Below are 23,339 nucleotides of genomic sequence, written 5' to 3' on the forward strand. Positions count from 1 at the left end.
GTCTCTCAGCGCACCGGCCGCACCGGCACTAGTGCCGGTCGACCCACTTCAGGCCGACGAGGCCGAGCACGAGGTACACGAGCCCCGGCGTCGCCGCCGTGAGCGGCGCGGGCCACGTATTGAGCGTGCCGATATGCGAGAACAGCGTGTTGAACAACTGGAAGCTCATGCCGAGCATGATGCCGCCGAACACCTTCACGCCGACCACGCCGGCGCGCGTATGCAGATACGCGAACGGCAGCGACAGCACGAGCATCACGAACACCGCGAACGGGTACAGAATCTTGCGCCACAGCGCGATTTCATAACGTTGCGTGTCCTGATGATTCTCGGTCAGATGCTGGATATAACGGAACAGATTGAACATCGACATGCGGTCGGGCGACATCAGCAGCACCGACAGAATCTGCGGCGTCAGCTCCGAGCGCAGCGAGTACTCGGGCAGCGAGACCTGGTTCGCGCGATAGACCGGATTGAGCGCATCGGCCGGCGTGCCCGGCGCGGGCGGCACGTCGATCAACTGCGTGTCGGTCACGCCGGTCAGCAGCCAGTGGCCGGGCGGCTGATAGCGGCCGCTTTGCGCGATGCGCACGTTCGAGAGCCGGAACTTCGAATCGAACTCGTAGATGCGCACGTTGCTGATCGTCGCGTCGGGCATCAGCTCGCCGACGTTGACGAAGCGCGTGACCTGCTCGCCGTCGGCGCGCTCGGTGAGCGTGTCCTTGACCCACACGCCCGACTGGAAGTTGCTCGACACCGAGGAGCCGAGCGCTTCGAGCCGCACGCGCTCGGAGAGCTGATCCGTGTACGGGCCGACCACTTCGCCGATCAGATACGTGACGATCACGAGCGGAATGCCGATCTTCAGCAGCGAGCGCAGCGCCCGGTTGGTCGCGAGACCCGACACGCGGAAGATCGTGTATTCGGAATTCGCGGCCATCTGCGCGAACACGTAGATCGCGCTGATCAGCGCCGCGACCGGAATGATTTCGTAGAAGCGCGACGGCGTTTGCAGCGCGACGCGCAGCACCGCGTACTGGAATTTGTAGTTGCCGTGGCCGACCGAATTCAGTTCGTTGATCAGGTCGAAAAAGAAGAACAGACCCGAAAACGCAAACAGGATGAAGACGAACGTGAGATAGATCTGACGCGCGAAATACCGTTCATAGATGCGCATCGGTCAGGCTCCCTTCGAACGGCTGAACATCGCCCACGTGAAGAGCGGCCGGTTGCGCACGCGCAGCCAGAAGATGAACGCGACGATTGCCGCTACGATGACATGCAGGATCACGAGTCCCACGCCGAACGACATCTTGCCCTGCTCGATCCACGACTGCACCACGTTCAGCAGATTCGAGTACGTGAGATAGATCAGCACGGCCATCACGAGGTTGATCGTGCGGCTGCGCCGCGGGTTCTGGTGCGCGAGAGGGATCGCGAGCAGCATCAGGTTGATCGCGATCAGCGGCAGCCCCGCGCGCCATGCGAATTCGGCGAGGTTGTCGTTGCTCGGATTGCGCAGCAGCGTAAGCGTCGGCAAGCCGGTGGTGGTCGGCGTATTGACGACCGGCTGGCTCTGGATCTTCACGCCGTAGCGCTCGAACTCCATGATGCGGAAATCGGGGTGGCCCGGTTCGCCGTCGTAGCGGCGGCCGTTTTCGAGCACGACGAAGCGGTCGCCGTTCTTGTGCGTCTCGACGTGGCCGTTCTTCGACACCACCACGTTGACCTTGCCGCCTTCGGTGCTTGTCACGAACACGTTTTCGACATGACCCTGGTCGGGCGACATCTTCTCGATGAAGAACACGCGGTGCGTGGTCGGCGATTCGCGGAACTGGCCCGGCGCGAGCAGCGAGACTTCGTCGCGCTGCTGGAAGCGCGCGCGGATCAGCTTGCTCTGCTGGTTCGACCACGGCCAGCCGACGAACACGAAGAACATGATGAGAATGATGATCGGCGTGGCGAACAGGCCGATCGGCTTGATGAACTGCGTGAGGCTCACGCCCGAGGACAGCCACACGACCATCTCGGAGTCCTTGTACCAGCGCGTGAGCACGAACAGGATCGAGACGAACAGCGTGGCGACGAGCATGATGGCCAGATAGCCGATCACGGTGAGGCCGATCAGGACCAGCACGTCGCGCGGGTCGATCTCGCCCGACGCCGCGAAGCCGACGATGCGGATCATCATCGTCGTCAGCACGAGCGTGAGGAGAACCATGAACACGGCACCCGCCGTGTACGCGAGTTCGCGCTGAAGGGAGCGTTCGAAGATCATTAGTGATGACGAGAGGGGGCGCTCACGGCAACGCGCGGGTTCGTTCCGTCACGCCTCCGGTGCAGCCGCCGCGGGAAAAATAGCGGATAATTGCGGCTTTCATCCTAAGCCCAGATTTTATCCGAGGACAAGCGCGATGGACTTTAGCATAAAAGCCTGTGATTGGACCAAAGGCTCGTCAAACGGTTTCCTGACCGGGAAATCCGACTGCATCGTAATCGGCGTGTTCGAGTCGCAAACGCTCTCGGGCGCTGCGCTTGAGATCGATGAAGCCACGCGGGGCCTGCTGACGCGCATCATCAAGGCCGGCGACATGGACGGCAAGGCGGGCACGACGCTGTTTCTGCACGAAGTATCGGGCATCGGCGCCTCGCGTGTCCTGCTCGTCGGCCTCGGCAAGCAGGACGCTTTCGGCCAGAAGGCCTACGGCGAAGCCGTGCGCGCCGCGTGGCGCGCACTGCTCGGCACGAAGATCGTGCAGGTCACGTTCACGCTCGCACAACTGCCGGTGCTCGAACGCACGTCCGACTGGTGCGTGCGCGCCGCGATCCTCGCGCTGCGCGAGCTGACCTACCGCTTCACGCAGATGAAGAGCAAGCCGGACAACACGCCGCGCGCGCTGAAACGCATCGTCTTCAGCGTCGCTACCGGCGACGAGAAGGCCACCAAGCTTGCCGCGAAGCAGGGCGCCGCGCTCGCCAACGGCATGGACCTCACGCGCGACCTCGGCAATCTGCCGAGCAACGTCTGCACGCCGACCTATCTCGCCAACACCGCGAAGAAGCTCGCGAAAGACTGGAAGCTGAAGGTCGAAGTGCTCGGCGAGAAGCAGTGCGAGGCGCTCAAGATGGGCTCGTTCCTGTCGGTCACGGCGGGCGCGGTCGAACCGGCACAGTTCATCGTGCTGCAGTACCAGGGCGGCGGCGCCAAGGCCGCGCCGGTGGTGCTGGTCGGCAAGGGCGTCACGTTCGACACGGGCGGCATCTCGCTGAAGCCGGGCGAGGGCATGGACGAGATGAAGTACGACATGTGCGGCGCGGGCTCGGTATTGGGCACGCTGCGCGCGGTCGCCGAGATGGGCCTGAAGATCAACGTGGTCGGCATTATCCCGGCCGTCGAGAACATGCCGTCGGGCACGGCTACCAAGCCGGGCGACATCGTCACGAGCATGAAGGGCCTCACGATCGAGGTGCTCAACACCGACGCCGAGGGCCGCCTGATCCTGTGCGACGCGCTCACCTACGCCGAGCGCTTCAAGCCGGCCGCCGTGATCGACATCGCTACGCTGACGGGCGCCTGCATCATCGCGCTCGGCCATCACAACAGCGGCCTGTTCTCGAAGGACGACGCGCTCGCGGGTGAACTGCTCGACGCCTCGCGCGAAGCCTCCGACCCGGCATGGCGCCTGCCGCTCGACGACGAGTATCAGGACCAGCTGAAGTCGAATTTCGCCGACGTCGCGAACATCGGCGGACGTCCGGCCGGCAGCGTGACGGCCGCGTGCTTCCTGTCGCGCTTCACCGACGCCTATCCGTGGGCGCATCTCGACATCGCGGGCACTGCGTGGAAGAGCGGCGCGGCGAAGGGCGCAACGGGCCGTCCGGTGCCGCTGCTCGCGCAGTTCCTGATCGACCGCGCCGCGCAATGACGCATTGCGGCAAGCGCGCGGCGGCCGCGCCGCGAGCAGGGCGGAGCGGCCGATGACGAGAATCGACTTTCACTCGAACGTCGGCGATTCGCTGCTGTACGCATGCCGGCTCGTGCGCAAGGCGTATCTGGCCGGCCAGCCGCTCGTGGTGCTGGCCGAGCCCGCGCGCCTGCGGGCCTTCGACGAAAAGCTCTGGACGTTCTCGCCGCTCGACTTCGTGCCGCACTGCATGGCGGGCACGCCGCTTGCGGCCCAGACGCCTGTCGTGCTGGCCGCGAATCTCGACGACGCGCCGCATCACCAGGTGCTGCTCAATCTCGGCGCGACGGTGCCTGCCCAGTTCGCGCGCTTCGAAAGATTGCTCGAAGTGGTCGGTAACGCACACGACGAACTCGTTGCCGGCCGCGAACGCTATCGTTTCTATCGCGATCGCGGCTATGCTTTGAACAACTACAAGCAAGGCAGCTAGGTTTCATTCCGTCCGCTTCGCGCGCATGGCGCGCGTCGCTTCCCGGGCGTTCAACGCGGAGAGTGCACGTGTCCGATCCCAACGACAATTCGATTCCGGTCCTGCACGAAATACTGATGCCGGGCCGCGCGCCGCGGCCGCACGAGGCGCCGGCCGTCCAGCCGGCGTCTGAATCCGCGGCGCCGGGCGTGTTCGACCGCGTCGAGCCGTTGCCGCCTGCCGAGGCCGGCGCGACCGTGCCGCCGGATCTCGGGCACGAAGCCGCCGCACAGTCTTCGCAACCCGATGCCGATCTGATCGCCGAGCGTCTGCGCGGACGCTTCGCGGGCTTTCTGTCGGGAGAGGGGCGCAGCGTGATCGAGGCGCGTTGCCGCGATGCGTTGCAGCAGCACGCGAGTCTGCTCGTCACTCAGATCACGCGCGAAGTCGCGCGGACGCTCGAAGCCGAAATGACCGGCTGGGTACGCGAGGCGGTGCAAGAGGAGCTGGCGCGGCGCTCGGGCCGCGCGTGAGGCTACGGCGTCACGTCTATTGCGATGGCGTGAGGCGATAGTGCGCCGTATTCAGATCAGGCGCCACGCATAGCGGGCATGTTTCGTTCATGGCGTCGAATGAGGTGCCGGCTTGAGCGGCGGCTCATCTTTGAGCGTCAGCACCCAGGTCGCGAGCGCGGCGGCCTGATCGGGCGTGAGCTGGGTGTTCGCGGGCATCGGCACGGGTCCCCATATGCCGGTGCTGCCGTCGAGAATCTTGTGCTTCAGATAGGTCGCCGCGTCGGCGCGTTCCGCATACTTTGCCGCGACGTCGCGCAGCGCCGGGCCCATGAAGGTGCGCGTGACCGAGTGACAGCTCATGCAGTTCTGCTGTTGGGCCAGCGCGAGGCCCGTCGCAGCTTCGGCATGCGCGGCCGGACTGGCGCTGCTCAATGTGACGGCGAGCGCAACAGCGGCTGCTACGGCTGCATACGACATTGATTTCATGGTGGTCTCCGCCGGTTCGGATGCCCGGCTTGTGGTGCACGCATTATAAGAGCAAGGGGCGCACGATTTTCCGTGCGCCCCTTGGCATTTTTTGCGCCGTGCGGCGGCGGGCCGGGCCTGTCGTGTGCGGCATGGCGAAGCGGGCGGTAGCGCGTGGCTTGGGCGTCGAATTACGCCCTTCATACGCACTTATACGTGCTCACGCGCGCGGCCGCTCAGCAACGCGCGGCCATCGTTACTCCGTCACCCCGTCACCGCACCGCGATTCGCCGGCTGTGCCAGCGCGAAATACTTCGCCATCACGCCGCGTGTGTAGCGCGGCTTCGGCGCCTGCCATGCGGCGCGGCGGCGCGCCAGTTCGGCGTCGTCGATGTTCAGTTGCAGCAGCAGCTGGTGCGCGTCGATCGTGATCGAATCGCCTTCCCGCACGAGCGCGATCGTGCCGCCGACGAACGCTTCTGGCGCAACGTGCCCGACTACCATGCCCCACGTGCCGCCCGAGAAGCGGCCGTCGGTGATGAGCCCGACCGATTCGCCGAGCCCCTTGCCGATGATCGCCGAGGTCGGCGCGAGCATCTCCGGCATGCCGGGGCCGCCCTTCGGGCCGAGGTAGCGCAGCACCACGACGTCGCCGGCGACGATCCTGTCCGCGAGGATCGCTTCGAGCGCGCTTTGCTCGTCGTCGAACACGCGCGCCGGGCCCGTGATGACCGGATTCTTCAAGCCCGTGATCTTGGCGACTGCGCCGTCTTCGGCCAGATTGCCCTTGAGGATCGCGAGGTGGCCCTCGGCGTAGAGCGCCTGGTCGATCGGGAAGATCACCCGCTGATCGCCGCGCGGTTTGGCCGGCACGTCCTTCAGTTCCTCGGCGATCGTCCTGCCGGTGATCGTGATGCAGTCGCCGTGCAGCAGGCCCGCGTCGAGCAGGATCTTCAGCACCTGCGGGATGCCGCCGGCCTTGTGCAGGTCGGTCGCCACATACTGGCCCGACGGCTTCAGGTTGCAGATCACCGGCACTTTCTTGCGCATGCGCTCGAAGTCTTCGATCGTCCATTCGACCTCGGCTGCGTGCGCGATCGCGAGGTAGTGCAGCACCGCGTTGGTCGAGCCGCCGGTCGCCATGATGAGCGCGACCGCGTTTTCGATCGACTGTTTCGTGATGATGTCGCGCGGCTTCAGATCCCGCTTGACCGCTTCGACGAGCACGCGCGCCGACTCGGTGGCCGAGTCGACCTTTTCCTCGTCGGGGTTCGCCATCGTCGACGAATACATCAGCGACATGCCGAGCGCCTCGAACGACGAGCTCATCGTGTTGGCCGTGTACATGCCGCCGCACGAACCGGTCGACGGGCACGCGTTTTTCTCGATGCCGTCGAAGTCTTCCTGCGACATGCGGCCCGCCGTGAATTCGCCGACCGCCTCGAACGACGACACGATCGTCAGATCGGTGCCTTTCCAGTTGCCGGGGCGGATCGTGCCGCCGTACACGTAGATGCCCGGCACGTTCATGCGCGCGAGGCCGATCATGCCGCCCGGCATGTTCTTGTCGCAGCCGCCGATCACGACCACGCCGTCCATCCATTGCCCCTGCACGCAGGTCTCGATGCAATCGGCGATCACCTCGCGCGACACGAGCGAGTACTTCATGCCCTCGGTGCCCATCGACATGCCGTCCGAGATCGTCGGCGTGCCGAAAGTCTGCGGGTTCGCGTCGGCCAGTTTGATCGCGGCCACGGCCGCGTCGGCGAGACGCTGCAGGCCGGCGTTGCACGGCGTGATGGTCGAGTGGCCGTTGGCGACGCCGATCATCGGCTTGTCGAAGTCCTCTTTCTGGTAGCCGAGCGCGTAGTACATCGAGCGATTCGGCGAGCGCGCTACACCTTGCGTGATGTTTTTCGAACGACGGTTGTATGCCATGGGGACGCTCCAGTCTGTCTGTTCTGTTCGTGATCCGGGCCGCGAGGGCGGGGCGCCGGCGCGGCTCGCGCCCCGCCCGGGGGCAGCCGCCGGGGCATGCGCCAGCGGGCGCGCCGGCACATCCGTTCAGTGTAGTGCCGCCGCGCCGGGCAGACAGGCGGTTTTGCGTATCATGCGTCGCGTGTATTATTTGCGCGTGTTCAGGTCGTAAAACATATTAATCCGGGTCTTCATCATGCTGCCGACGATTCCCGATCTGCGCCAGTTGCGCTACTTCGTCGCCGTGGCCGAGGAAAAGCACTTCGGCCGCGCGGCCGCGCGTTTGTCGATGACGCAGCCGCCGCTCTCGCAGGCGATCCGTGCGCTCGAGGAGACGCTCGGCGTCGAGCTGTTCGCGCGCACCAAGCGCTCGGTCGAACTGACGGCGGTCGGCGCCGACCTCCTGCCCGAGGTGCAGCGCCTGCTTGCGGCGGCCGAGGGGCTGCGCCCGCTCGCGCAGAGCCTCGCGCGCGGCGAGGCGGGCGTGCTGTCGCTCGCGTTCGTTTCCACCGCCGATTACGGCTTGCTGCCGCTGCTCCTGCGCGATTTCGGCGCGCGCCATCCGCGCGTGCGGCTCGAACTGACCGAGGCCACCAGCGACGTGCAGGTCGAGGAACTGGCGGCGGGGCGCATCGACGCTGGGCTCGTGATCGCGCCGTTGCCGCCGCGCCATGCCGCGCAGCTGTCGTGGCTGCCGATCGCGCGCGAGCCGCTCGTGATCGCGATGTCGACGGAGATGGCGGCGCGTGTGCCGGGCGCGGGGGGCGTGAATGGCGGGGTGGAAGACGGTCTGAAGGACGGTGGGTGTGGCCGCGAGAAGGGCGAGGCTGGAGAGATAGGAAAGGCACGAGGCAAGCCCGGCGCCGACCCCGGCGCGGAATGGCTCGACACGCCGGTGAGCCTGCGCGATCTCGCCGACGCGCCGCTCGTGATCTTCCCAAGACGTCTGGCGCCAGGCTTTTATGACATCATTATGGATTGCTACGGCGTCGCGGGTCTCGCTCCCCGGATCGGCCAGGAGGCGATCCAGATGCAGACCATCGTCAGCCTCGTGTCGGCCGGCATGGGCGTCGCACTGGTGCCGCAATCGTTGCGTAACCTGCGGCGCACGGGCGTCGTGTACCGGCCGCTGTCCGAGTCGGTGCCCGCAATCGAAACGGGTCTCGTCTGGCGTACGGACGAGGTGAGTCCGGTGCTCGCGGGCTTCATCGAGATCGTGCGCGCGCATGCCGCGACGGTCGCGCCGCGCGCCGAGCGCGGCGACGCTGCTGTAAAACCTCTGCTGTAGAAGCATTCCTGAACCTGAACTGCCCATAACCACACGATGCTTATTCACCCCAATTTCGACCCCGTCGCCATTCATCTGGGGCCGCTCGCCGTGCGCTGGTATGGCCTGATGTACCTCGTCGCGTTCATCGCGGCGATCGTCGTCGGCCGGCTGCGACTGCGTTTGCCGTACGTCGCCGCGCAGGGCTGGAGCGCGAAGGATATCGACGACATGCTGTTCTACGGCGTGCTCGGTACGATCCTCGGCGGCCGGCTCGGCTACGTGCTGTTCTACAAGGCGAGCTTCTACTTCGCGCATCCGCTCGACATCTTCAAGGTGTGGGAAGGCGGCATGTCGTTTCACGGCGGCTTTCTCGGCGTCACGCTCGCGATGATCCTGTTCGCGTATCAGCGCAAGCGCTCGTGGCTGCAAGTCACCGACTTCGTCGCGCCGATGGTGCCCACGGGCCTCGCGGCGGGGCGCCTCGGCAACTTCATCAACGGCGAGCTGTGGGGCCGCGTGACCGATCCGGCTTCGCCGTGGGCAATGCTGTTTCCGGGCGCCGCGCCCGACGATGCCGCATGGCTCACCGCGCATCCGCAACTGGCCGCGCAATGGCATCTGAACGAAGTGTTCGCGCAATATCACATGCTGCCGCGGCATCCGTCGGAACTGTACGAGATCGCGCTCGAAGGCGTGGCGCTGTTCTTCGTGCTGATCTTCTTCTCGCGCAAGCCGAAGCCGCTCGGCGCGATTTCCGCGATGTTCCTGATCGGCTATGGCCTCGCACGCTTTACGGTCGAGTTCGCACGCGAGCCGGACGATTTCCTTGGCCTGCTCGCAATGGGTCTGTCGATGGGGCAATGGCTGTCGCTGCCGATGATTCTCGCGGGCATCGGCCTGATGGTGTGGGCCTATCGACGCGGGCGCCGCGAGTCGGCGCAGGCGGTGAGCGCGAGCTGAGCCTTGGGTCGATGCGGTTGATCCGTCGAGCCGCGCGCCACGGTTTGCCTTGTCTTGTCGGGCAGCGTGGCGGTTGGCGCGGTGGGTCTTTAGAACCTTTAGAGTTTTCAGGACCTGCAAATAGAAACGCCACGGCATGAAGACATGCCGTGGCGTTTTTCCTTGCAGGTATGTGTGTTTGCGCGTTTGCGTTCCCGCGCGCGCGTTACTTCATCTGCACCGATCCCGACACGTTGACCGTCACCGTCGACGTGCCGCCTTCGAGCGGCATCGGCGCCACGCTCTTCGCTTCGGCGCCCATGGCACGCGCGCTCATCATCATGACCGGGCGCGGCATGACGCCGCCGTGATTCACATTGACCTCGCGGATCGAATAGCCATTAAAGCCGAATGCCTGCGCCGACGAAGCGGCCTGTTCGCGGAACGATCGGATCGCCTCGCCGGTGAGCTTTTGCTCGGCGGCACGCTGCGCTTCCGGCGACAGCGAGAAACTCACGTTGCCGACCTGCATGATCGATGCCATCTGTCCCGCGAGCTTCGATGCCGAACCGAAGTCGCGGGATTCGAGCACGACTTCGGCGCGGCCGCGCCACGTCGAAATGTGGCCATCGCGATCGGTGGATGGGAAGATCGAGAATGCGCCCGTGCGCGCCGTTACGCCGCTGACGCCGCGCGCCTTCTGCAAGGCGGCGTCGGCGCGCTCGTTCAGCGTGGCCGTGAGCGAGGACGGATCGCTCGCTTCCTGCTCGTAAAACAATGTGATGTCGACGACGTCCTGCGGGACTTCCGCGCTCGCCTGCGCATTGAGCGACAGCACGCCCGCGGGCTGCGGCATGACGCTTTGCGCGCGCGCGAGGGTCGGGGTCAGCGCGAGCGCGACAGGCGCGGTGCAGGCGAGAGCGAGTGCGAGGGCCCGTGCGGCTTGTTTCGTCATTGTTGAACTCCTTGTATGAACAGGTTGTGCACGTGTGACACAAGTGACATGTGATGGCGTAGGGGTTGCGGGTTCGCTTTCGCGACGGGCTGGCTCGCCGGCCAGGCGAAGCCCTTCAATGAGCCCTGCAATACGCGATCCGATCATTAGGCGCGGCTCGCGTTGTCTTGGTTCCCTAATTCGGCGTTATCCGCCATGTGGAGAACAACACGGTGCGTTCACCCGTTCGTCATAAGTCACGAGCGAACGCCGGATATGCCCTCAAACAAGCTGTTTTGTGATGAAACGCCATTCGGCTTCGGTCACCGGCGTGATCGACAGACGGTTGCCTTTGGCGAGCACACGCATGTCCTGCAACTCGGCATGCTCGCGCAGCGCAGCAAGCGGAATCAGCGGAATCTTCTTTTTGAACACGACGTCGACGAGCATCCAGCGCGGCGTTTCCTGCGACGACTTCGCGTCGTAGTACGGACTCTTGTTATCGAACTGGGTCGGGTCAGGATACGCGGTGGACGACACTTCCGCGATGCCCGCGATGCCGGGCTCGGGGCAGCTCGAATGGTAGAAGAGCACGCCGTCGCCGATCTGCATGGTGTCGCGCATGAAATTGCGTGCCTGATAGTTGCGCACGCCGGTCCACGGCAACGTGCGATGCGGTGCGTTGGCGAGATCGTCGATGCTTGCTTCGTCCGGTTCGGACTTCATCAGCCAGTAGCGCATGAATCGAATTGAACGTGAGGGATTGAACGACGCGCGCGAACCGGCGCCTGCAAAAAGCACCTGAAAGCAGCACCGGAAAACGCAGCCCAAAGAAAAACGGCATCGAACCGAAGTACGATGCCGTTCCAGATAAGGTCCCCGCCTTAGCCGCTAGGCCGGCATCCTGAACCGGGGGTTCAGAATTGGTCGCAGTTAGCAACACTTCGGGTACATCAGACAGAGTGACGCGCACGCCCGTGCTACAAATTTCCGCAACCGTGCACATGGCATTGGTTCAAGGAATATATGACCTTGGCGAACCAGGCAGGGAAGCTAAACCGATGAAGCTACAGCAGTTCAAACTTTAACAGAAGAACTCAAACGCTTGCGAGAGGTGCTCATGTGCTTTACCAACACCGCACACCCGCTTTGCAAAAAAGTACTGCGTTTCAAGTTACTTCGTTGAATTCACGACCGGTTCGACATTGGGTTCGAAGCCGGCTGTGACCGCTTACTGCAAGCTGTACTGTTCAATCACAGTACCGAGCTGTTCGTTCATTTGCTGCATTGTACGCCGGATTTCTTCAGCGGGAAATGCTTCTCCGTGTCGCACGCTGTTTTGCAGCTTAAGCAGTTCCGATGCCAGCGACAGCGCGGCCATGACGGCAATGCGATCCGTGCCGCGCACGTTGCTGCCGTTGCGGATTTTCTTCATTTCCGCATCGACGCGTGCGACCGCTTCGAGCAGGGCGGCTTCGGTTTCCGGCGAGCAGGCGAGACGATACGGTACGTCGAGAATCGATACTTCGATCTGCTTGGTGGTCATGCGTTTTCTCCGTGGCGGCTCACGTCGCTTTCCGCTTCCTCGGGTTCGGGTTGAGCGGAGTCGAGCAGATCGAGCTGGTTATCCGGTTCGCTGCTCGCGCGGGCACGCGGCAATTTCTCGAGAATCGCATTCAGGCGCACCTGAGCGTCGTCGATCTTGGCGGAGAGCGCATCGCGTTCCGCCTGCAGGGCATCGCGCTCCCCGCGCAATTGCGCGAGTTCCGCATGCGTGGCTTCGACTTCGGCACGCGTGTGCGCGAGTTGTTCTTCGAGCGCGAGCCGCGCTTCATGGTGGCGCTGGCTGATCGCAATCAGCTTGCCGATGTTCTGGGAGAGTGATTCGAGTTCGGTGAGCATGTGCTGCGTCCTCTAAAGACCTCGCATTTTAGCGCGGAATGTTACAGGTTCCGACAATTGTCTCGTTTCGAGACGTAACAACTTGGCTTTATGCAAGCATTTTCCCGACCATAAGATGAAAAACCGCTCGTCGATCGGACAATAACCTGCACTCAACGGCACGGCTCGCGCAGGGATTGACCTTTCTTGACGCTCGCCGGGGTCGCTCCTAAACTGGCCGCACTCTGGTGCCCGCGCACGCTTTTCGGCGCGCGCAGTTAAACGGGAAGCAGGGCGCGCGCGGGGTTCGACACCGGCACGCGCGAACCTGCGCTGCCCCCGCAACGGTAAGCGACCGCATTTCGTCATGCAGGTCGGTCCTGATTGCAGGTCGAAGCTGAGCCTGCAAGTGTGCCACTGCGCGTTACGCGTGGGAAGGCGGGGCCGATGTGTCGCAGCCCGGATACCGGCCAGAGGGAGAGGACGTCCCCCGCGAAAACGTTAAACATCGGGGGCGCCTCGTTACGCGTCGGCCTGCGGGGAAGCGGGCTGCGCACGCTATCCACAGGACTCTCACCCATGCTGTCCCCCTTCGCCCGCGCGGCGCTGCTCGCGTTCGCGGGTCTGCCGCCCGTCGTGCATGCGCAGACTGCTGGGACCACGGCTGCCGCGTCGGCGGCGTCTTCCGTGCCGGCCGATGTTGCATCGCCCGTTGCTTCGCCGGCTGCTTCGTCGGCCGCATCATCGGCTTCAGCTTCGAGCGCGTCCGCCGATGCGAATGCCGATGCCGATGCGAACACCCGCGCGACCCCGCCGGCCACCGTACTCTCGCCAGTCGTCGTGACCGCCGAGCGCGGACCGCAGGCACTCACTGACACGATCCCGCCGACCACGCTGTTCGATCAGCAGGACATTGCCGACACGACCGCGACCGATCTGCCCGGCCTGCTGCAACTCGCGCCCGGCGCGCAAATCTCGCGTACAGGTGGCCCCGGTTCGACGACGAGCCTCTTTCTGCGCGGCGCGTCGTCGACGCAATCGCTGGTGCTGATCGACGGCGTGCGCGTCGATTCGGTGAGCCTCGGTTCCGCGCAACTCGCGCAGATTCCGCTCGACCAGGTCGATCACGTCGAGGTCGTGAACGGCAATGTCTCGGCGTTGTACGGCTCGGGTGCGATTGGCGGCGTCGTGCAGGTGTTCACGAAAGATGGCGGCGATCATCCGCCGCGCTTCAATTTTTCGCTGGGCTACGGCAGTTATCACACGCAGACGCAAACCGTCGGCGTCAATGGCGCGCTCGATCAGGACGGCCGCACGACCTTCAACATCTCGCTCGCGCGCACCAAAACCGATGGCTTTTCCTCGCTCGATCCGCTGCAAGCGCCCGGCGCGAATCCGAACGCGAACGGCAATCTGAACGAGAGCCTCTCGGCATCGCTGCGTCACAAGTTCAGCGACAGGTGGGACGCCGGCGTCACCTATTTCCAGTCGAACGGCAACAACAGCTACGACAACGCCTATGGCGAGCCGACCGATCTGAACAACCTCTATAGCAAGGTGCGCCAGCTCTCGGTGTTCGCGAACGGCAAGCTGACCGACTGGTGGACCACGCATTTCACGGTTGCCGAGGGCGACGACCGCAGCGTGTCGAATACCAACGGCATCGACAACGGCCGCTTCGATACCGACAATCGCCAGTACACCTGGCAGAACGATTTCGCGCTGGCCGCAAACCAGAAGCTGCAACTCGGCTACGAGCATCTCGATCAGAGCCTCGATTCCGATACGTTCGCGGCGCCCAACCGTCACGTCGATTCGGTATTCGCGGGCTATACCGCGCGCTTCGGCCGCAATCAGATTCAGGCTAACGTGCGGCGCGACCAGTACTCCGATTTCGGCGGGGCGAACAGTTACTATCTCGGCTATGGCTTCGACATCACCTCGCACTGGAAGGCAACCGCAAGCTATTCGGACGCGTTCCGCGCGCCGAGCTTCGACGATCTGTACTATCCGTTGAGCGGCAATCCGTCGATCCGGCACGAGCGCAGTCATTCGGTCGAAGCGGGTTTGCAGTACGCATCGAACCTGCTCGGCGTGGTGCGTGTCAGTGCCTTTCAGACGCGCTATACGAATCTGATCGATTACGTGCAGACGATCCCCGGCATCTATCTGGCCGAGAACGTTGGGCACGCGAAAGTGCAGGGGCTCGAAGGATCGTGGAGCGGGCATGTCGGCAAGACCGACGTGCGCGCCTCGCTGACGCTGCAGAATCCCGTCGATCTCGACAACGACGTCGACCTCGTGCGGCGTGCGCGACGCTTCGGCTCGCTCGCGATCAATCGCAGCATCGGCGGCTGGCGCGTGGGCGGCGAGTGGATCGTGAGCGGCCCGCGCGCGGATAGCACCGGCAATCTGGGCGGCTATGGCATCGTGAATCTGTCGGCGCGCTACAACATCACGAAAGCGTGGTACGTGAGCGCGCAAATCGAGAATCTGCTGAACAAGGACTATGAAACGGCCTACTCGTATAACTCGCCGCGACGCGGTGCCTACGTCACGCTTGGCTGGCAGCAGCAGTAACGCACGCACCGGCGTGAGCGCGCGCGCATGAATCGCGCGCCGGGCTCGCTGCCGGCTGCCGGCCACGTCACGCCTACCATGCGCACGATGAACGCAAGGCGCGCGGCCGCGATCTGGCTCGGGCTCGCGGTCATCGCCCTGGCCGTGCTGGTCGCGTCGCTCGCGCTCGGCAGCGTGCCGCTCGCGCCATCGCGCGTGCTGGCCGCGTTGATGCCGTGGCATGCCGGACCCGCGCGCGCCGACGACCTCGCCGGCGAGATCGTGCGCACGTTGCGCTTGCCGCGCGCGCTCGCGGGCTTCGCGTGCGGTGCGTTGCTCGCGCTCGCCGGCGCGCTGCTGCAGGTGCTGTTGCGCAATCCGCTGGCCGAGCCGTATGTGCTCGGCGTATCGGGCGGCGCGGCGACGTTCGCGCTCGTGGCGATGATCGCGGGCGGCGCATGGTGGATCGTCGATGCGAGTGCGTTCGCCGGTGCGTTGGTGTCGATCCTGCTCGTGCTTGGCCTCGCGCGGCGCGAGTTATGGCGCGGCGAACCGCAGGACACGTCGCCGCGGCTGCTCCTGACCGGTGCGGTGATCGCGGCGGGGTGGGGCGCGCTGATTACGCTGCTGCTCAATCTCGCGCCCGACAGCCGCTTGCGCGGCATGCTGTTCTGGCTGACCGGCGACCTCAACGGCGGCGCGCTGCCGTGGACCGCGCTCGTCGCGCTGCTGCTCGCGCTGCTTGTGATCGTGCCCGCCGCGCCGCGCCTGAACGTGCTGCTGCGCGGCGATGCGGCCGCGCAGGCGTTGGGCGTTGCGGTCATGCCGTTGCGTCTGCGCGTGTACCTGGTGGCCTCGCTTGCGGCTGCCGCTGCCGTGACGACGGCGGGCACGATCGGCTTCGTCGGCCTCGTGGTGCCGCACATGCTGCGGCTCGCGTTCGGCAACGATCAGCGCATGCTGTTGCCGGCGGCCGCGCTCGGCGGCGGCGTCGCGGTGATGGGCGCGGATCTCGTCGCGCGCACTGTGATTGCGCCCGCGCAGTTGCCGGTCGGCGTGATGACGTCGCTGGTCGGCGTGCCGGTGTTTCTCTGGATGCTGCTGAAGAGGCGTCCATGACACGCGCCCACGATACCGTCCCGGCTTCGGCGCTGAGCGCGCAACGCGTGACGTTGCGCGCCGGCGCGCGCACCTTGCTCGATGCGTTCACGCAGACCTTCCATGCCGGCGAAATCTGGTGCGTCGCCGGGCCGAACGGCGCGGGCAAGACAACGCTGCTGTCCACGCTCGCGGGGCTGCGGCCGGCGTCGGCGGGGCACGTCGAACTCGATGGCAGGCGTCTTGCCGACTGGCCGCCGTTGCCGCTCGCACGGCACCGCGCGTTGATGCCGCAAAGCGCGCACGATGCGTTCAGCGCCAGCGTGCTCGACATCGTGATGCTGAACCGCTTTCCGCATCTCGGCGGCTGGGGGTGGGAGCGCGACGCGGATCGCGCGGCCGCGCAGGCGGCGCTCGAACGGCTCGGCCTGGGCAGTTTCGCCGCGCGCGATGTGCTGTCGTTATCGGGCGGCGAGCGCCAACGTGTCGCGCTGGCGGCCGTGTTGTGCCAGGATGCGCCGCTTCTGCTGCTCGACGAACCGCTGTCGCATCTCGACCTGCATCATCAGATCGATTGCCTCGAAGCGCTCGTTGCATGGACGCAGGAACCGCGGCGCTGTGTGCTGTTTTCGTGTCACGATCTGAATCTCGCGCGCCGCTTCGCGACGCACGCATTGCTGCTCGATGGAGCAGGCGGCGCATGCGCCGGCCTGGTGCGCGACGTGTTGACGCCCGAATTGACGAGCCGCGCGTTCGGCTATCCGCTGATTCTGATTCGCGACGGCGAGCACGAGGCGCTGATTCCCGCGCCGCGTATGCGTCATGAATCGCATGCCGATCATGACATTGCATCAGGCTGACTTTTTTATTCCGACATTCTTTTGCGGCGATTTCCGCTTATACCTATGACTCGCTTTCCACGCCCGGCCGGTTTGCCCAACGTCGCTCCGCTCGATCAGACGCTGCGCGCCGAGCTGCAACACATCATCGATACGCGGACCAAGCCGCCCGGCAGCCTCGGCCGTCTGGAAACGCTCGCGCGGCAGATGGGGCTGATTCAACGCAGCACGCATCCGACGGTCGCGCGCCCGGCCATGATCGTCTTCGCCGGCGATCACGGCATTGCCGCCGAAGGCGTGAGCCCGTATCCGCAAGCGGTGACCGCGCAGATGGTCGCCAATTTTCTCGCGGGCGGCGCGGCGATCAATGCGCTGAGCCGCGTCGCGGGCATCGAGCTCGAAGTGGTCAATGCGGGCATCGCGACGCCGTTGCCGACGACGCAAGGGCTCGTCGACATTCCTGTCGCACCGGGCACGCGCAATTTCGCGCACGAACCGGCGATGACCCAGGCCGAGGCGCTGGCCGCCTTGCAGGCGGGCGCGGCGCGCGTGCGTCATCACGCGGCGCTCGGCACCAATGTGATCGGCTTCGGCGAGATGGGGATCGCGAACACCTCGTCGGCCGCGTGTCTGATGAGCCGCTTGTGCGACGTGCCGCTCGACGAATGCGTCGGGCGCGGCACCGGTCTCGACAACGCGGGGCTCGCGCGCAAGCGCAACGTGCTCGCGGCGGCGCTTGCGCATCACGCGCCAACGCCGGCGCCGCTCGACGTGCTCGCGACGTTCGGCGGCTTCGAGATCGCGATGATGGCGGGCGCGTATCTCGCGGCCGCCGAAGCACGCATGACGATTCTCGTCGACGGCTTCATCGCGACGTCGGCGCTACTCGTTGCCGATGCGTTCGCACCCGAGGTGCGCGAGTACTGCGTGTTCGCGCATGCGTCGAACGAGGCCGGGCATCGGCGCATGCTCGATCATTTCGGCGCGCAGCCGCTGCTGTCGCTCGACATGCGGCTCGGCGAGGGCACCGGCGCGGCACTCGCGGTGCCGCTGCTGCGCGCGGCGACGGCCTTCGTCAACGAGATGGCGAGTTTCGACTCGGCCGGCGTGGCCGATCGCGAGGGATGATGTGTGACCTAAGGTGTGACCCAAGGCGTGACGTGACGCGAACCTCGCCCCGCTCATGAACCCGCTCGCGGAATTGCGCTACTTCTTCACGGCGCTCGGTTATTTCACGCGCGTGCCCGTGCCGCGCTGGGTCGGCTACGAGCCGCATTATCTGAACGCGGCGGCGCGCTACTTTCCGCTCGTCGGCGTATTGATCGGCGGCTTGAGCGCGCTCGTCTATCTCGCCGCGTTGCGCGTATTTCCGGCGGGCGTCGCGGTGCTGCTGTCGATGGCCGCGTCGCTGCTCGTCACGGGCGCGTTTCACGAAGACGGTCTCGCCGATTGCGTCGATGCGTTCGGTGGCGCCTATTCGCGCGAGGACGTGTTGCGCATCATGCACGACTCGCGCGTCGGCGCATTCGGTGCGATCGCGCTCGTCGTCGCGCTCGCGTTGAAGTGGCAAACGCTCGCGGCCTTGCCGCCGTCACGCGCGGCCGGTCTGATGATCGCGGCGCACGGCGCGAGCCGCGCGATGGCGATCAGCTATCTGGCCACGCTCGACTACGTGCGCGCCGAGGGCAAGGCGAAGCCGGTCGCACAGCGCCTGAGCGGCCCCGCGCTGATGTGCGCGGCGCTGTTCGGTCTGCCGTGGCTGCTGTGGCCGAACGGACGCGGCGCGCCCGACTGGCGTTTCGCGCTTGCGACATGCTGTGTGCTGCTCGTGCTGCGCGTGGCGATCGGCCGTTATTTCGTGAGACGCATCGGCGGTTATACCGGCGATTGCCTCGGCTTCGCGCAGCAGGTTTTCGAATTGAGCATCTATCTGGTGGGGCTCGCATGGATATCGTCCTGATTCGTCATCCCGCCGTCGCGCTCGATGCGGGCATCTGTTACGGACACAGCGATGTCGCGTTGGCCGAAAGCGCCGAGGTCTCGGCGAGCGCGCTCGCGCTGCGGCTCGCGACCTTGCAGGTGCCGGCGCCGCGCGTGCTGATCTCGAGTCCGCTCACGCGCTGTGCGGCGCTCGCCACCGAGATCGCGAGCGACTTCGGCTGCGTGGTCAGCCATGACGAGCGTCTAAAGGAAATGAATTTCGGCGCCTGGGAAACGCAGCGCTGGGACGCGATCGATCGCGCGCAGCTCGACGACTGGGCCGCCGATTTCGAGCATGCATGCGCGCATGGCGGCGAGAGCGTCGCGCAGTTCGCGCAGCGCGTGCATGCGTGGTTCGATGCGTTCGCGCAGACGCGCGAGTTGTCGCCGGCCTATGTGGTCACGCACGCGGGCGTGATTCGCGCGATCGCCTCGCAGGTGCTCGACGTGCCGCTCGCGCGTTGTCTGCACTGGGCGCTCGATATGACCGGCATCGTCTGGCTGCGGCGCAACGAGGCCACGCAGCAGTGGGTGCTGGTGCGCTGGAATGCGTGAGGGGATTTACGGCGCGCGCGGTTTTCTGCGTGAGCGCGCGAGGTCGAGGTCCTCGCAGAGTTCTCGCGCGCCTTGCGCGATGCGCGGCGCCGGACGGTTGATGAGATCGCCGTCGATCGCGAAGAGGTTGTTGCTTGCGACCGCGGCAAGGCCCGGCCATGCGCGCCACGTGTCGAGCTGCGGCAGCGTCGTGTCGGGGCGCGTCGCGCCCGGCGCGGCGGTGACGATCGCCTCGGGATTCGCCGCGAGCACCGCTTCGGTCGACACGGTCGGCACGAGCGGCTGCAATTGCGCGAAGACATTGCGTCCGCCGCACAGCGCGATCACGTCGCTGATCATGTGCTCGCCGTTGAGCGTCATCAACGGTTTGTCCCAGACCTGGTAGAACACGCTGACGACCGGCCGGCTCGCGTACTGCACGCGCAGTCGCGCGATGTCGTCGCGATACGCGGCCGCCGCCGCATCGGCCGTCGCCGACGTGCCGAGCAATTGACCGAGCTTCGTCAGCGATACGGCGACGTCGTCGAGATGGCGCGGCTCGCTGAAAAAGAGCGGGATATGCAGTTCGCGCAGCCGGTCGAGCTGACGCTGCGCATTGCCGTGCCGCCACACGACGATCAGATCGGGTTTCAACGCGACGATGCGTTCGAGGTCGAGCGCTTTGTTGTCGCCGACGCGCGGCAGCTGTTTCGCTTCGGGCGGATAGTCGCTGTACGAAACCGCGCCGACCATTTTCGCGCCGCCGCCCGCCGCATACAGCAACTCGGTGACGTGCGGCGCGAGGCTGATGACGCGCTGCGCGGGCGCGGCGAGCGTGACGGTCGCGCCGCTATCGTCGGTGACGGTGATCGCCGCGTGCGCGGTCAGCGCGGCGAGGCCGAGCGATACGGCGCAGAGGAAACGGGCCACGTGGCGCGGGTGCGTAGAGCGGTGGAGCGGGCAAGCGAAGCGGATCATCGGGCGAGGACCTGGACGAGGCGTTGAGCGTGTGGCGCGTGTAGGGCGATAAGCGAGGCGCAGTGAGTGAAGGGCGGCATGAGGCTCGGTATGAAGCGCCGCATAAAGCTCGACATGAGGTACGACATGACGCTCGATTCAAAGCGCAGCACGCATAGCGCGATGCGCGAAGGACGGCGGCAGGTTCGCGCGGCATCACCGTCTCCCATTTCCGTACTAACCCGTTTGCGTCGCACCGATGGCGCGCATCGCTTCATGCAACTGCTGTTCGAAGCGAGCCCACTCGGCTTCCGTTCCCGGCAGTCCGAAACGCACGCTGCCCTTGGACGCAACGAGCGACGGCGCGAACCGCCGCGTCCACACACCGCGTTGCGCGAGCGCTTCATGCAACGCGGCGGCACGCGCATCGTCGGTCCATGCGAAGAGCGGCGTGCCGCGCGTGGCGAAACCGTGCGAATGTAATAGCGCGCCGAGCCGCGCGCTTTCGCCGGCGAGCCGCGCACGCATCTGCGCCTGCCATGCGGTATCGGCGAACGCGGCGCTCACCGCATGACGCGCCGGACCGCTGACCGTCCACGCGCCGAGCCTGTCGCGCAGCGTGGCGAGCCACGCGGGCGCGGCGAGCACGAAACCGGCGCGCACGCCCGCGAGACCGAAGAACTTGCCGGGCGAGCGCAGCACGATCAACCCGTCGAGCTGCGTGCGCGCCGCGAGCGACGCGGCAGGCACCGTATCGGCGAACGCCTCGTCGACGAGTAGCGTGCCGCCGCGCTCGCGCAGTTGCGCGTGCCAGTGCAGCAGCTTGTCGGCGCCGAGATGCGTGGCGGTCGGATTGTCGGGATTCACGATCGCGACGTGCGTGAGCGTGGCGGGCAGCGTGTCGCACTGCACGTCGAGCGCGGCGACGTCGTGCCCGGCGCGCGCGAACGCCGGCGCGTATTCGCCGTACGTGAGCGGCGCGATGCCGACCGTCGCGCGCGGCAGCAGCGCGGGCAGCGCGCGAATCGCGGCCTGGCTGCCGGCGACCGGCAGCACGTGCGCGGCATCGGGCGCACCGTAGTATTGCGCGGCGCGCGCGGCGAAGCCGTCGCCATCGTCGGGCAGGCGGCGCCATGCGTCGGCGGGAACCGGCGGCACCGGATAGCCGTGCGGATTGATCCCTGTCGACAGATCGAGCCATTGCGCGTACGGCAGGCCGTAGCGCGCGGCCGCTTCGTGCAGGTTGCCGCCGTGCGCGATCGGGCCGGCGTGCATCGGCTCGGCGCTGGGCCGATCCTCGCGCGGGTCGATGGCCTTAACCATGAAACGGCACGCTCAGCAAAGCCAGCACGATCAGCACGGCCAGCCACAGAATGATCGTGCGCTCGACCAGCATCAGCGCGGCGCTCACATGGCGCGCTTCGGCGGGATGCCCGAAGCCGAGCGTCGGGCGCTGTTCGAGCGCACCGTGATACACCGCCGCTCCGCCGATCAGCACGTTCAGGCTGCCCGCGCCGGACGCCATCACCGGGCCCGCGTTCGGGCTATCCCAGCGCGGCGCCTGCTCGCGCCAGCAGCGCCATGCGCTCAGCGTGTCGCCGAGCAGCGCGTAGCTCGTGGCCGTCAGGCGCGCGGGAATCCAGTTCAGCACGTCGTCGATGCGCGCCGCGGCCCAGCCGAAGCGCAGATAGCGCGGCGTGCGATAGCCCCACATCGCGTCGAGCGTATTGGCAAGGCGAAAGCCGAGCGCGCCCGGCCCGCCCGCGATCGCGAACCAGAACAGCGCGCCGAAGATCGCGTCGTTGCCGTTTTCGAGCGCCGACTCGACGGCGGCGCGCGCGAGCGCGGCTTCGTCGGATTGCGTGGTGTCGCGCGACACGATGCGCGCGGTCAGAAGGCGCGCGCTGGCGAGATCGCGGGCACCGAGCGCCCGCGCGATCGGCGCGATGTGGTCGCGCAGGCTGCGCGCGCCGAGTGCGAACCACAGCAGCGCGACGTGCAGCGCGCAGGCCGCGAAAAACGGCAGCACGGCGACGAGCCACCACGCGACCAGCACTGGCGGCAGCACCGCGAGCGCCCATGCGAGCAGCCCCTTCAGACGCAGACGCCGCCCGCGGTTGCAACGCGCTTCGAGGCGCGCGGCCCAGTGGCCGAAGCCGACCAGCGGATGCGCGCGGCGCGGCTCGCCGAACCAGCGGTCGACGGCCACGCCGGCGGTGGCGAGCGTCGCGATCAGCGGCAGAGTCAGCATCACGCGGGGCTCGCGGTTTTCAGGGCGAGCGGCAGGCCCGCGACCATCAGCGTGGCGGTGCGGCTTAGTGCCGCGATGCGTTGATTGAGCCGTCCGAGTTCGTCGACGTAAAGACGCGTGGCCGCGCCGAGCGGCACGACGCCGAGGCCGATTTCGTTGCTGACCACGATGATCTTGCCGCGCGCCGCGGCGAGCGCCGCTTCGAGCGCGGCGGCGCGCGCGTGGTAGGGCTCGATGGGCGGGGCGTTTTCGCGGGTATTGTCGGTGGCGTCGGCGGTGTCGGCAGGACAGAGCAGGTTCGCGAGCCACAGCGTCAGGCAGTCGATCAGCAGGCACTGACCCGGCGCGTCGTGTTGCGAGACGACGCCGGCGAGGTCCTGGTCCGCCTCGACGAGACCCCAGTGCGCGGGCCGCCGCGCGCGATGATGCGCGATGCGCGCGCCGAATTCGGCGTCGCCGCTGACGCGGGCGGTGGCGATGTAGGTGACGGGCAGGGCGCTGTCGCTCGCGAGCCGCTCGGCGTGCGCGCTTTTGCCCGAGCGGGCGCCGCCGAGGACGAAGGTGAGGTCGGGGGAAATCATCGCGTGATTGTACCGGCGTGCGCCTCTGGCCGGCGCGGTGGGATAATGCTGGTCTTGCCGCCGCGCGCCCTGTGCCGGGCATCGGGCACCGAGTGCAGCAGGCGCACGATGCGCGCAACGTGTACGACGTGCATGAAGCACGCGCGGCATCGCCCCGACCGCCCATTCCGATCCGACCGCCCTTG

22 protein-coding genes, 1 other RNA gene, 1 pseudogene and 1 riboswitch are annotated in these 23,339 nt (G+C 66.3%); of the genes and pseudogenes, 11 read left to right on the top strand and 13 right to left on the bottom strand.

Annotation, left to right across the window (positions count from 1 at the left end):
* Positions 1-28: 28 nt before the first annotated feature.
* Both lptG and lptF read right to left on the bottom strand, forming a co-directional pair.
* The gene (gene lptG / locus F3J19_RS01445; RefSeq protein WP_167036531.1) at positions 29-1,177 is read right to left on the bottom strand and encodes an LPS export ABC transporter permease LptG; all 1,149 of its coding nucleotides are present in this window, start codon (positions 1,175-1,177) and stop codon (positions 29-31) included.
* A gap of 3 nt (positions 1,178-1,180) precedes the next feature.
* Positions 1,181-2,278, bottom strand: a complete 1,098-nt coding sequence (gene lptF, locus F3J19_RS01450; protein WP_167036534.1) for an LPS export ABC transporter permease LptF — start codon at positions 2,276-2,278, stop codon at positions 1,181-1,183.
* 136 nt (positions 2,279-2,414) lie between these two features.
* Here lptF and F3J19_RS01455 point away from each other — a divergent pair, with 136 nt between their 5' ends.
* The 3 genes and pseudogenes from F3J19_RS01455 to F3J19_RS01465 all read left to right on the top strand — a co-directional run.
* Entirely contained in the window at positions 2,415-3,926 is a 1,512-nt protein-coding gene (locus F3J19_RS01455) for a leucyl aminopeptidase (RefSeq protein WP_167036537.1), read from the top strand.
* A 52-nt stretch (positions 3,927-3,978) separates the two neighbouring features.
* Positions 3,979-4,395, top strand: coding sequence for a DNA polymerase III subunit chi (locus F3J19_RS01460; RefSeq protein ID WP_167036539.1), 417 nt, complete (start codon positions 3,979-3,981; stop codon positions 4,393-4,395).
* Between the two features lie 134 nt (positions 4,396-4,529).
* Positions 4,530-4,907: pseudogene (locus F3J19_RS01465) on the top strand (DUF2486 family protein); the annotation flags it as partial.
* 87 nt (positions 4,908-4,994) lie between these two features.
* Here the strand turns inward: F3J19_RS01465 and F3J19_RS01470 are convergent.
* Together F3J19_RS01470 and ilvD are read right to left on the bottom strand one after the other, a co-directional pair.
* Complete coding sequence (locus tag F3J19_RS01470) at positions 4,995-5,375, bottom strand: c-type cytochrome (RefSeq protein WP_167036542.1); 381 nt, start codon at positions 5,373-5,375, stop codon at positions 4,995-4,997.
* Positions 5,376-5,618: 243 nt separating this feature from the next.
* A complete protein-coding gene (ilvD, locus tag F3J19_RS01475) occupies positions 5,619-7,292 on the bottom strand; it encodes a dihydroxy-acid dehydratase (protein WP_167036545.1) in 1,674 nt (557 codons plus the stop codon).
* Positions 7,293-7,527: 235 nt separating this feature from the next.
* Between ilvD and F3J19_RS01480 the strand changes: the two genes are divergently transcribed.
* Both F3J19_RS01480 and lgt read left to right on the top strand, forming a co-directional pair.
* The gene (locus F3J19_RS01480; protein WP_167036548.1) at positions 7,528-8,619 is read left to right on the top strand and encodes a LysR family transcriptional regulator; all 1,092 of its coding nucleotides are present in this window, start codon (positions 7,528-7,530) and stop codon (positions 8,617-8,619) included.
* A 36-nt stretch (positions 8,620-8,655) separates the two neighbouring features.
* Positions 8,656-9,561, top strand: a complete 906-nt coding sequence (gene lgt, locus F3J19_RS01485) for a prolipoprotein diacylglyceryl transferase (RefSeq protein WP_167036551.1) — start codon at positions 8,656-8,658, stop codon at positions 9,559-9,561.
* Positions 9,562-9,766: 205 nt separating this feature from the next.
* On the opposite strand, the gene F3J19_RS01490 is transcribed toward lgt, so the two are convergent.
* The 5 genes from F3J19_RS01490 to F3J19_RS01510 form a co-directional block, all read right to left on the bottom strand.
* Positions 9,767-10,495 (bottom strand): SIMPL domain-containing protein, encoded by a 729-nt coding sequence (locus F3J19_RS01490; RefSeq protein WP_167036554.1) that lies wholly within the window; start codon positions 10,493-10,495, stop codon positions 9,767-9,769.
* Between the two features lie 261 nt (positions 10,496-10,756).
* Positions 10,757-11,215: an EVE domain-containing protein gene (locus F3J19_RS01495; protein WP_167036557.1), complete on the bottom strand. Its 459-nt coding sequence runs from the start codon at positions 11,213-11,215 to the stop codon at positions 10,757-10,759.
* 131 nt (positions 11,216-11,346) lie between these two features.
* A non-coding RNA gene (gene ssrS / locus F3J19_RS01500) (6S RNA) lies at positions 11,347-11,528 on the bottom strand.
* A 177-nt stretch (positions 11,529-11,705) separates the two neighbouring features.
* Positions 11,706-12,020: a cell division protein ZapA gene (locus tag F3J19_RS01505; protein ID WP_167036560.1), complete on the bottom strand. Its 315-nt coding sequence runs from the start codon at positions 12,018-12,020 to the stop codon at positions 11,706-11,708.
* Positions 12,017-12,376 carry an ATPase gene (locus F3J19_RS01510; protein WP_167036563.1) on the bottom strand — a complete coding sequence of 120 codons (360 nt, stop codon included), beginning with the start codon at positions 12,374-12,376 and terminating at the stop codon, positions 12,017-12,019. Before F3J19_RS01510 ends, F3J19_RS01505 begins: the two co-directional genes overlap by 4 nt.
* Before the next feature lie 208 nt (positions 12,377-12,584).
* Positions 12,585-12,845, top strand: a riboswitch (cobalamin riboswitch).
* Between the two features lie 89 nt (positions 12,846-12,934).
* On the opposite strand from F3J19_RS01510, the gene F3J19_RS01515 reads away from it, so the two are divergent.
* The 6 genes from F3J19_RS01515 to cobC are packed head-to-tail and all read left to right on the top strand — an operon-like array spanning position 12,935 to position 19,386.
* Complete coding sequence (locus tag F3J19_RS01515) at positions 12,935-14,935, top strand: TonB-dependent receptor (RefSeq protein WP_167036566.1); 2,001 nt, start codon at positions 12,935-12,937, stop codon at positions 14,933-14,935.
* A gap of 27 nt (positions 14,936-14,962) precedes the next feature.
* Complete coding sequence (locus F3J19_RS01520) at positions 14,963-16,033, top strand: iron ABC transporter permease (RefSeq protein WP_167036569.1); 1,071 nt, start codon at positions 14,963-14,965, stop codon at positions 16,031-16,033.
* The gene (locus tag F3J19_RS01525) at positions 16,030-16,872 is read left to right on the top strand and encodes an ABC transporter ATP-binding protein (protein WP_167036572.1); all 843 of its coding nucleotides are present in this window, start codon (positions 16,030-16,032) and stop codon (positions 16,870-16,872) included. The genes F3J19_RS01520 and F3J19_RS01525 overlap by 4 nt, the downstream gene beginning before the upstream one ends.
* A gap of 45 nt (positions 16,873-16,917) precedes the next feature.
* Positions 16,918-17,979 (top strand): nicotinate-nucleotide--dimethylbenzimidazole phosphoribosyltransferase, encoded by a 1,062-nt coding sequence (gene cobT, locus F3J19_RS01530; protein ID WP_167036575.1) that lies wholly within the window; start codon positions 16,918-16,920, stop codon positions 17,977-17,979.
* Between the two features lie 55 nt (positions 17,980-18,034).
* The gene (locus F3J19_RS01535) at positions 18,035-18,811 is read left to right on the top strand and encodes an adenosylcobinamide-GDP ribazoletransferase (protein WP_167036578.1); all 777 of its coding nucleotides are present in this window, start codon (positions 18,035-18,037) and stop codon (positions 18,809-18,811) included.
* Entirely contained in the window at positions 18,796-19,386 is a 591-nt protein-coding gene (gene cobC, locus F3J19_RS01540) for an alpha-ribazole phosphatase (protein WP_167036581.1), read from the top strand. The genes F3J19_RS01535 and cobC overlap by 16 nt, the downstream gene beginning before the upstream one ends.
* Positions 19,387-19,392: 6 nt before the next feature.
* On the opposite strand, the gene F3J19_RS01545 is transcribed toward cobC, so the two are convergent.
* The 4 genes from F3J19_RS01545 to cobU all read right to left on the bottom strand — a co-directional run bounded on the left by F3J19_RS01545 (position 19,393) and on the right by cobU (position 23,154).
* On the bottom strand, positions 19,393-20,295 hold the full coding sequence (locus tag F3J19_RS01545) for a cobalamin-binding protein (protein WP_167036584.1): 903 nt from the start codon (positions 20,293-20,295) through the stop codon (positions 19,393-19,395).
* Positions 20,296-20,559: 264 nt separating this feature from the next.
* Entirely contained in the window at positions 20,560-21,597 is a 1,038-nt protein-coding gene (cobD, locus tag F3J19_RS01550) for a threonine-phosphate decarboxylase CobD (RefSeq protein ID WP_167036958.1), read from the bottom strand.
* A gap of 40 nt (positions 21,598-21,637) precedes the next feature.
* A complete protein-coding gene (gene cbiB / locus F3J19_RS01555) occupies positions 21,638-22,573 on the bottom strand; it encodes an adenosylcobinamide-phosphate synthase CbiB (protein ID WP_167036961.1) in 936 nt (311 codons plus the stop codon).
* A complete protein-coding gene (gene cobU / locus F3J19_RS01560) occupies positions 22,573-23,154 on the bottom strand; it encodes a bifunctional adenosylcobinamide kinase/adenosylcobinamide-phosphate guanylyltransferase (protein WP_167036587.1) in 582 nt (193 codons plus the stop codon). The genes cbiB and cobU overlap by 1 nt, the downstream gene beginning before the upstream one ends.
* Positions 23,155-23,339 lie beyond the last annotated feature (185 nt).

Origin of the sequence: Burkholderia sp. Ax-1724, from assembly GCF_011752995.1 — a bacterium.
Classification (GTDB): Bacteria; Pseudomonadota; Gammaproteobacteria; order Burkholderiales; family Burkholderiaceae; genus Paraburkholderia.

Excerpts from the sequence above, each read along its gene's own strand:
- F3J19_RS01525 (WP_167036572.1), top strand. The coding sequence starts at position 16,030 with ATGACACGCGCCCACGATACCGTCCCGGCTTCGGCGCTGAGCGCGCAA.
- lptG (WP_167036531.1), bottom strand. The coding sequence starts at position 1,177 with ATGCGCATCTATGAACGGTATTTCGCGCGTCAGATCTATCTCACGTTC.
- F3J19_RS01495 (WP_167036557.1), bottom strand. The coding sequence starts at position 11,215 with ATGCGCTACTGGCTGATGAAGTCCGAACCGGACGAAGCAAGCATCGAC.
- F3J19_RS01460 (WP_167036539.1), top strand. The coding sequence starts at position 3,979 with ATGACGAGAATCGACTTTCACTCGAACGTCGGCGATTCGCTGCTGTAC.
- cobC (WP_167036581.1), top strand. The coding sequence starts at position 18,796 with ATGGATATCGTCCTGATTCGTCATCCCGCCGTCGCGCTCGATGCGGGC.
- cobD (WP_167036958.1), bottom strand. The coding sequence starts at position 21,597 with ATGCACGCCGGCCCGATCGCGCACGGCGGCAACCTGCACGAAGCGGCC.
- cobT (WP_167036575.1), top strand. The coding sequence starts at position 16,918 with ATGACTCGCTTTCCACGCCCGGCCGGTTTGCCCAACGTCGCTCCGCTC.
- F3J19_RS01510 (WP_167036563.1), bottom strand. The coding sequence starts at position 12,376 with ATGCTCACCGAACTCGAATCACTCTCCCAGAACATCGGCAAGCTGATT.
- F3J19_RS01490 (WP_167036554.1), bottom strand. The coding sequence starts at position 10,495 with ATGACGAAACAAGCCGCACGGGCCCTCGCACTCGCTCTCGCCTGCACC.
- F3J19_RS01455 (WP_167036537.1), top strand. The coding sequence starts at position 2,415 with ATGGACTTTAGCATAAAAGCCTGTGATTGGACCAAAGGCTCGTCAAAC.
- lgt (WP_167036551.1), top strand. The coding sequence starts at position 8,656 with ATGCTTATTCACCCCAATTTCGACCCCGTCGCCATTCATCTGGGGCCG.
- cobU (WP_167036587.1), bottom strand. The coding sequence starts at position 23,154 with ATGATTTCCCCCGACCTCACCTTCGTCCTCGGCGGCGCCCGCTCGGGC.
- ilvD (WP_167036545.1), bottom strand. The coding sequence starts at position 7,292 with ATGGCATACAACCGTCGTTCGAAAAACATCACGCAAGGTGTAGCGCGC.
- F3J19_RS01535 (WP_167036578.1), top strand. The coding sequence starts at position 18,035 with ATGAACCCGCTCGCGGAATTGCGCTACTTCTTCACGGCGCTCGGTTAT.
- cbiB (WP_167036961.1), bottom strand. The coding sequence starts at position 22,573 with ATGCTGACTCTGCCGCTGATCGCGACGCTCGCCACCGCCGGCGTGGCC.
- lptF (WP_167036534.1), bottom strand. The coding sequence starts at position 2,278 with ATGATCTTCGAACGCTCCCTTCAGCGCGAACTCGCGTACACGGCGGGT.
- F3J19_RS01480 (WP_167036548.1), top strand. The coding sequence starts at position 7,528 with ATGCTGCCGACGATTCCCGATCTGCGCCAGTTGCGCTACTTCGTCGCC.
- F3J19_RS01515 (WP_167036566.1), top strand. The coding sequence starts at position 12,935 with ATGCTGTCCCCCTTCGCCCGCGCGGCGCTGCTCGCGTTCGCGGGTCTG.
- F3J19_RS01470 (WP_167036542.1), bottom strand. The coding sequence starts at position 5,375 with ATGAAATCAATGTCGTATGCAGCCGTAGCAGCCGCTGTTGCGCTCGCC.
- F3J19_RS01505 (WP_167036560.1), bottom strand. The coding sequence starts at position 12,020 with ATGACCACCAAGCAGATCGAAGTATCGATTCTCGACGTACCGTATCGT.
- F3J19_RS01520 (WP_167036569.1), top strand. The coding sequence starts at position 14,963 with ATGAATCGCGCGCCGGGCTCGCTGCCGGCTGCCGGCCACGTCACGCCT.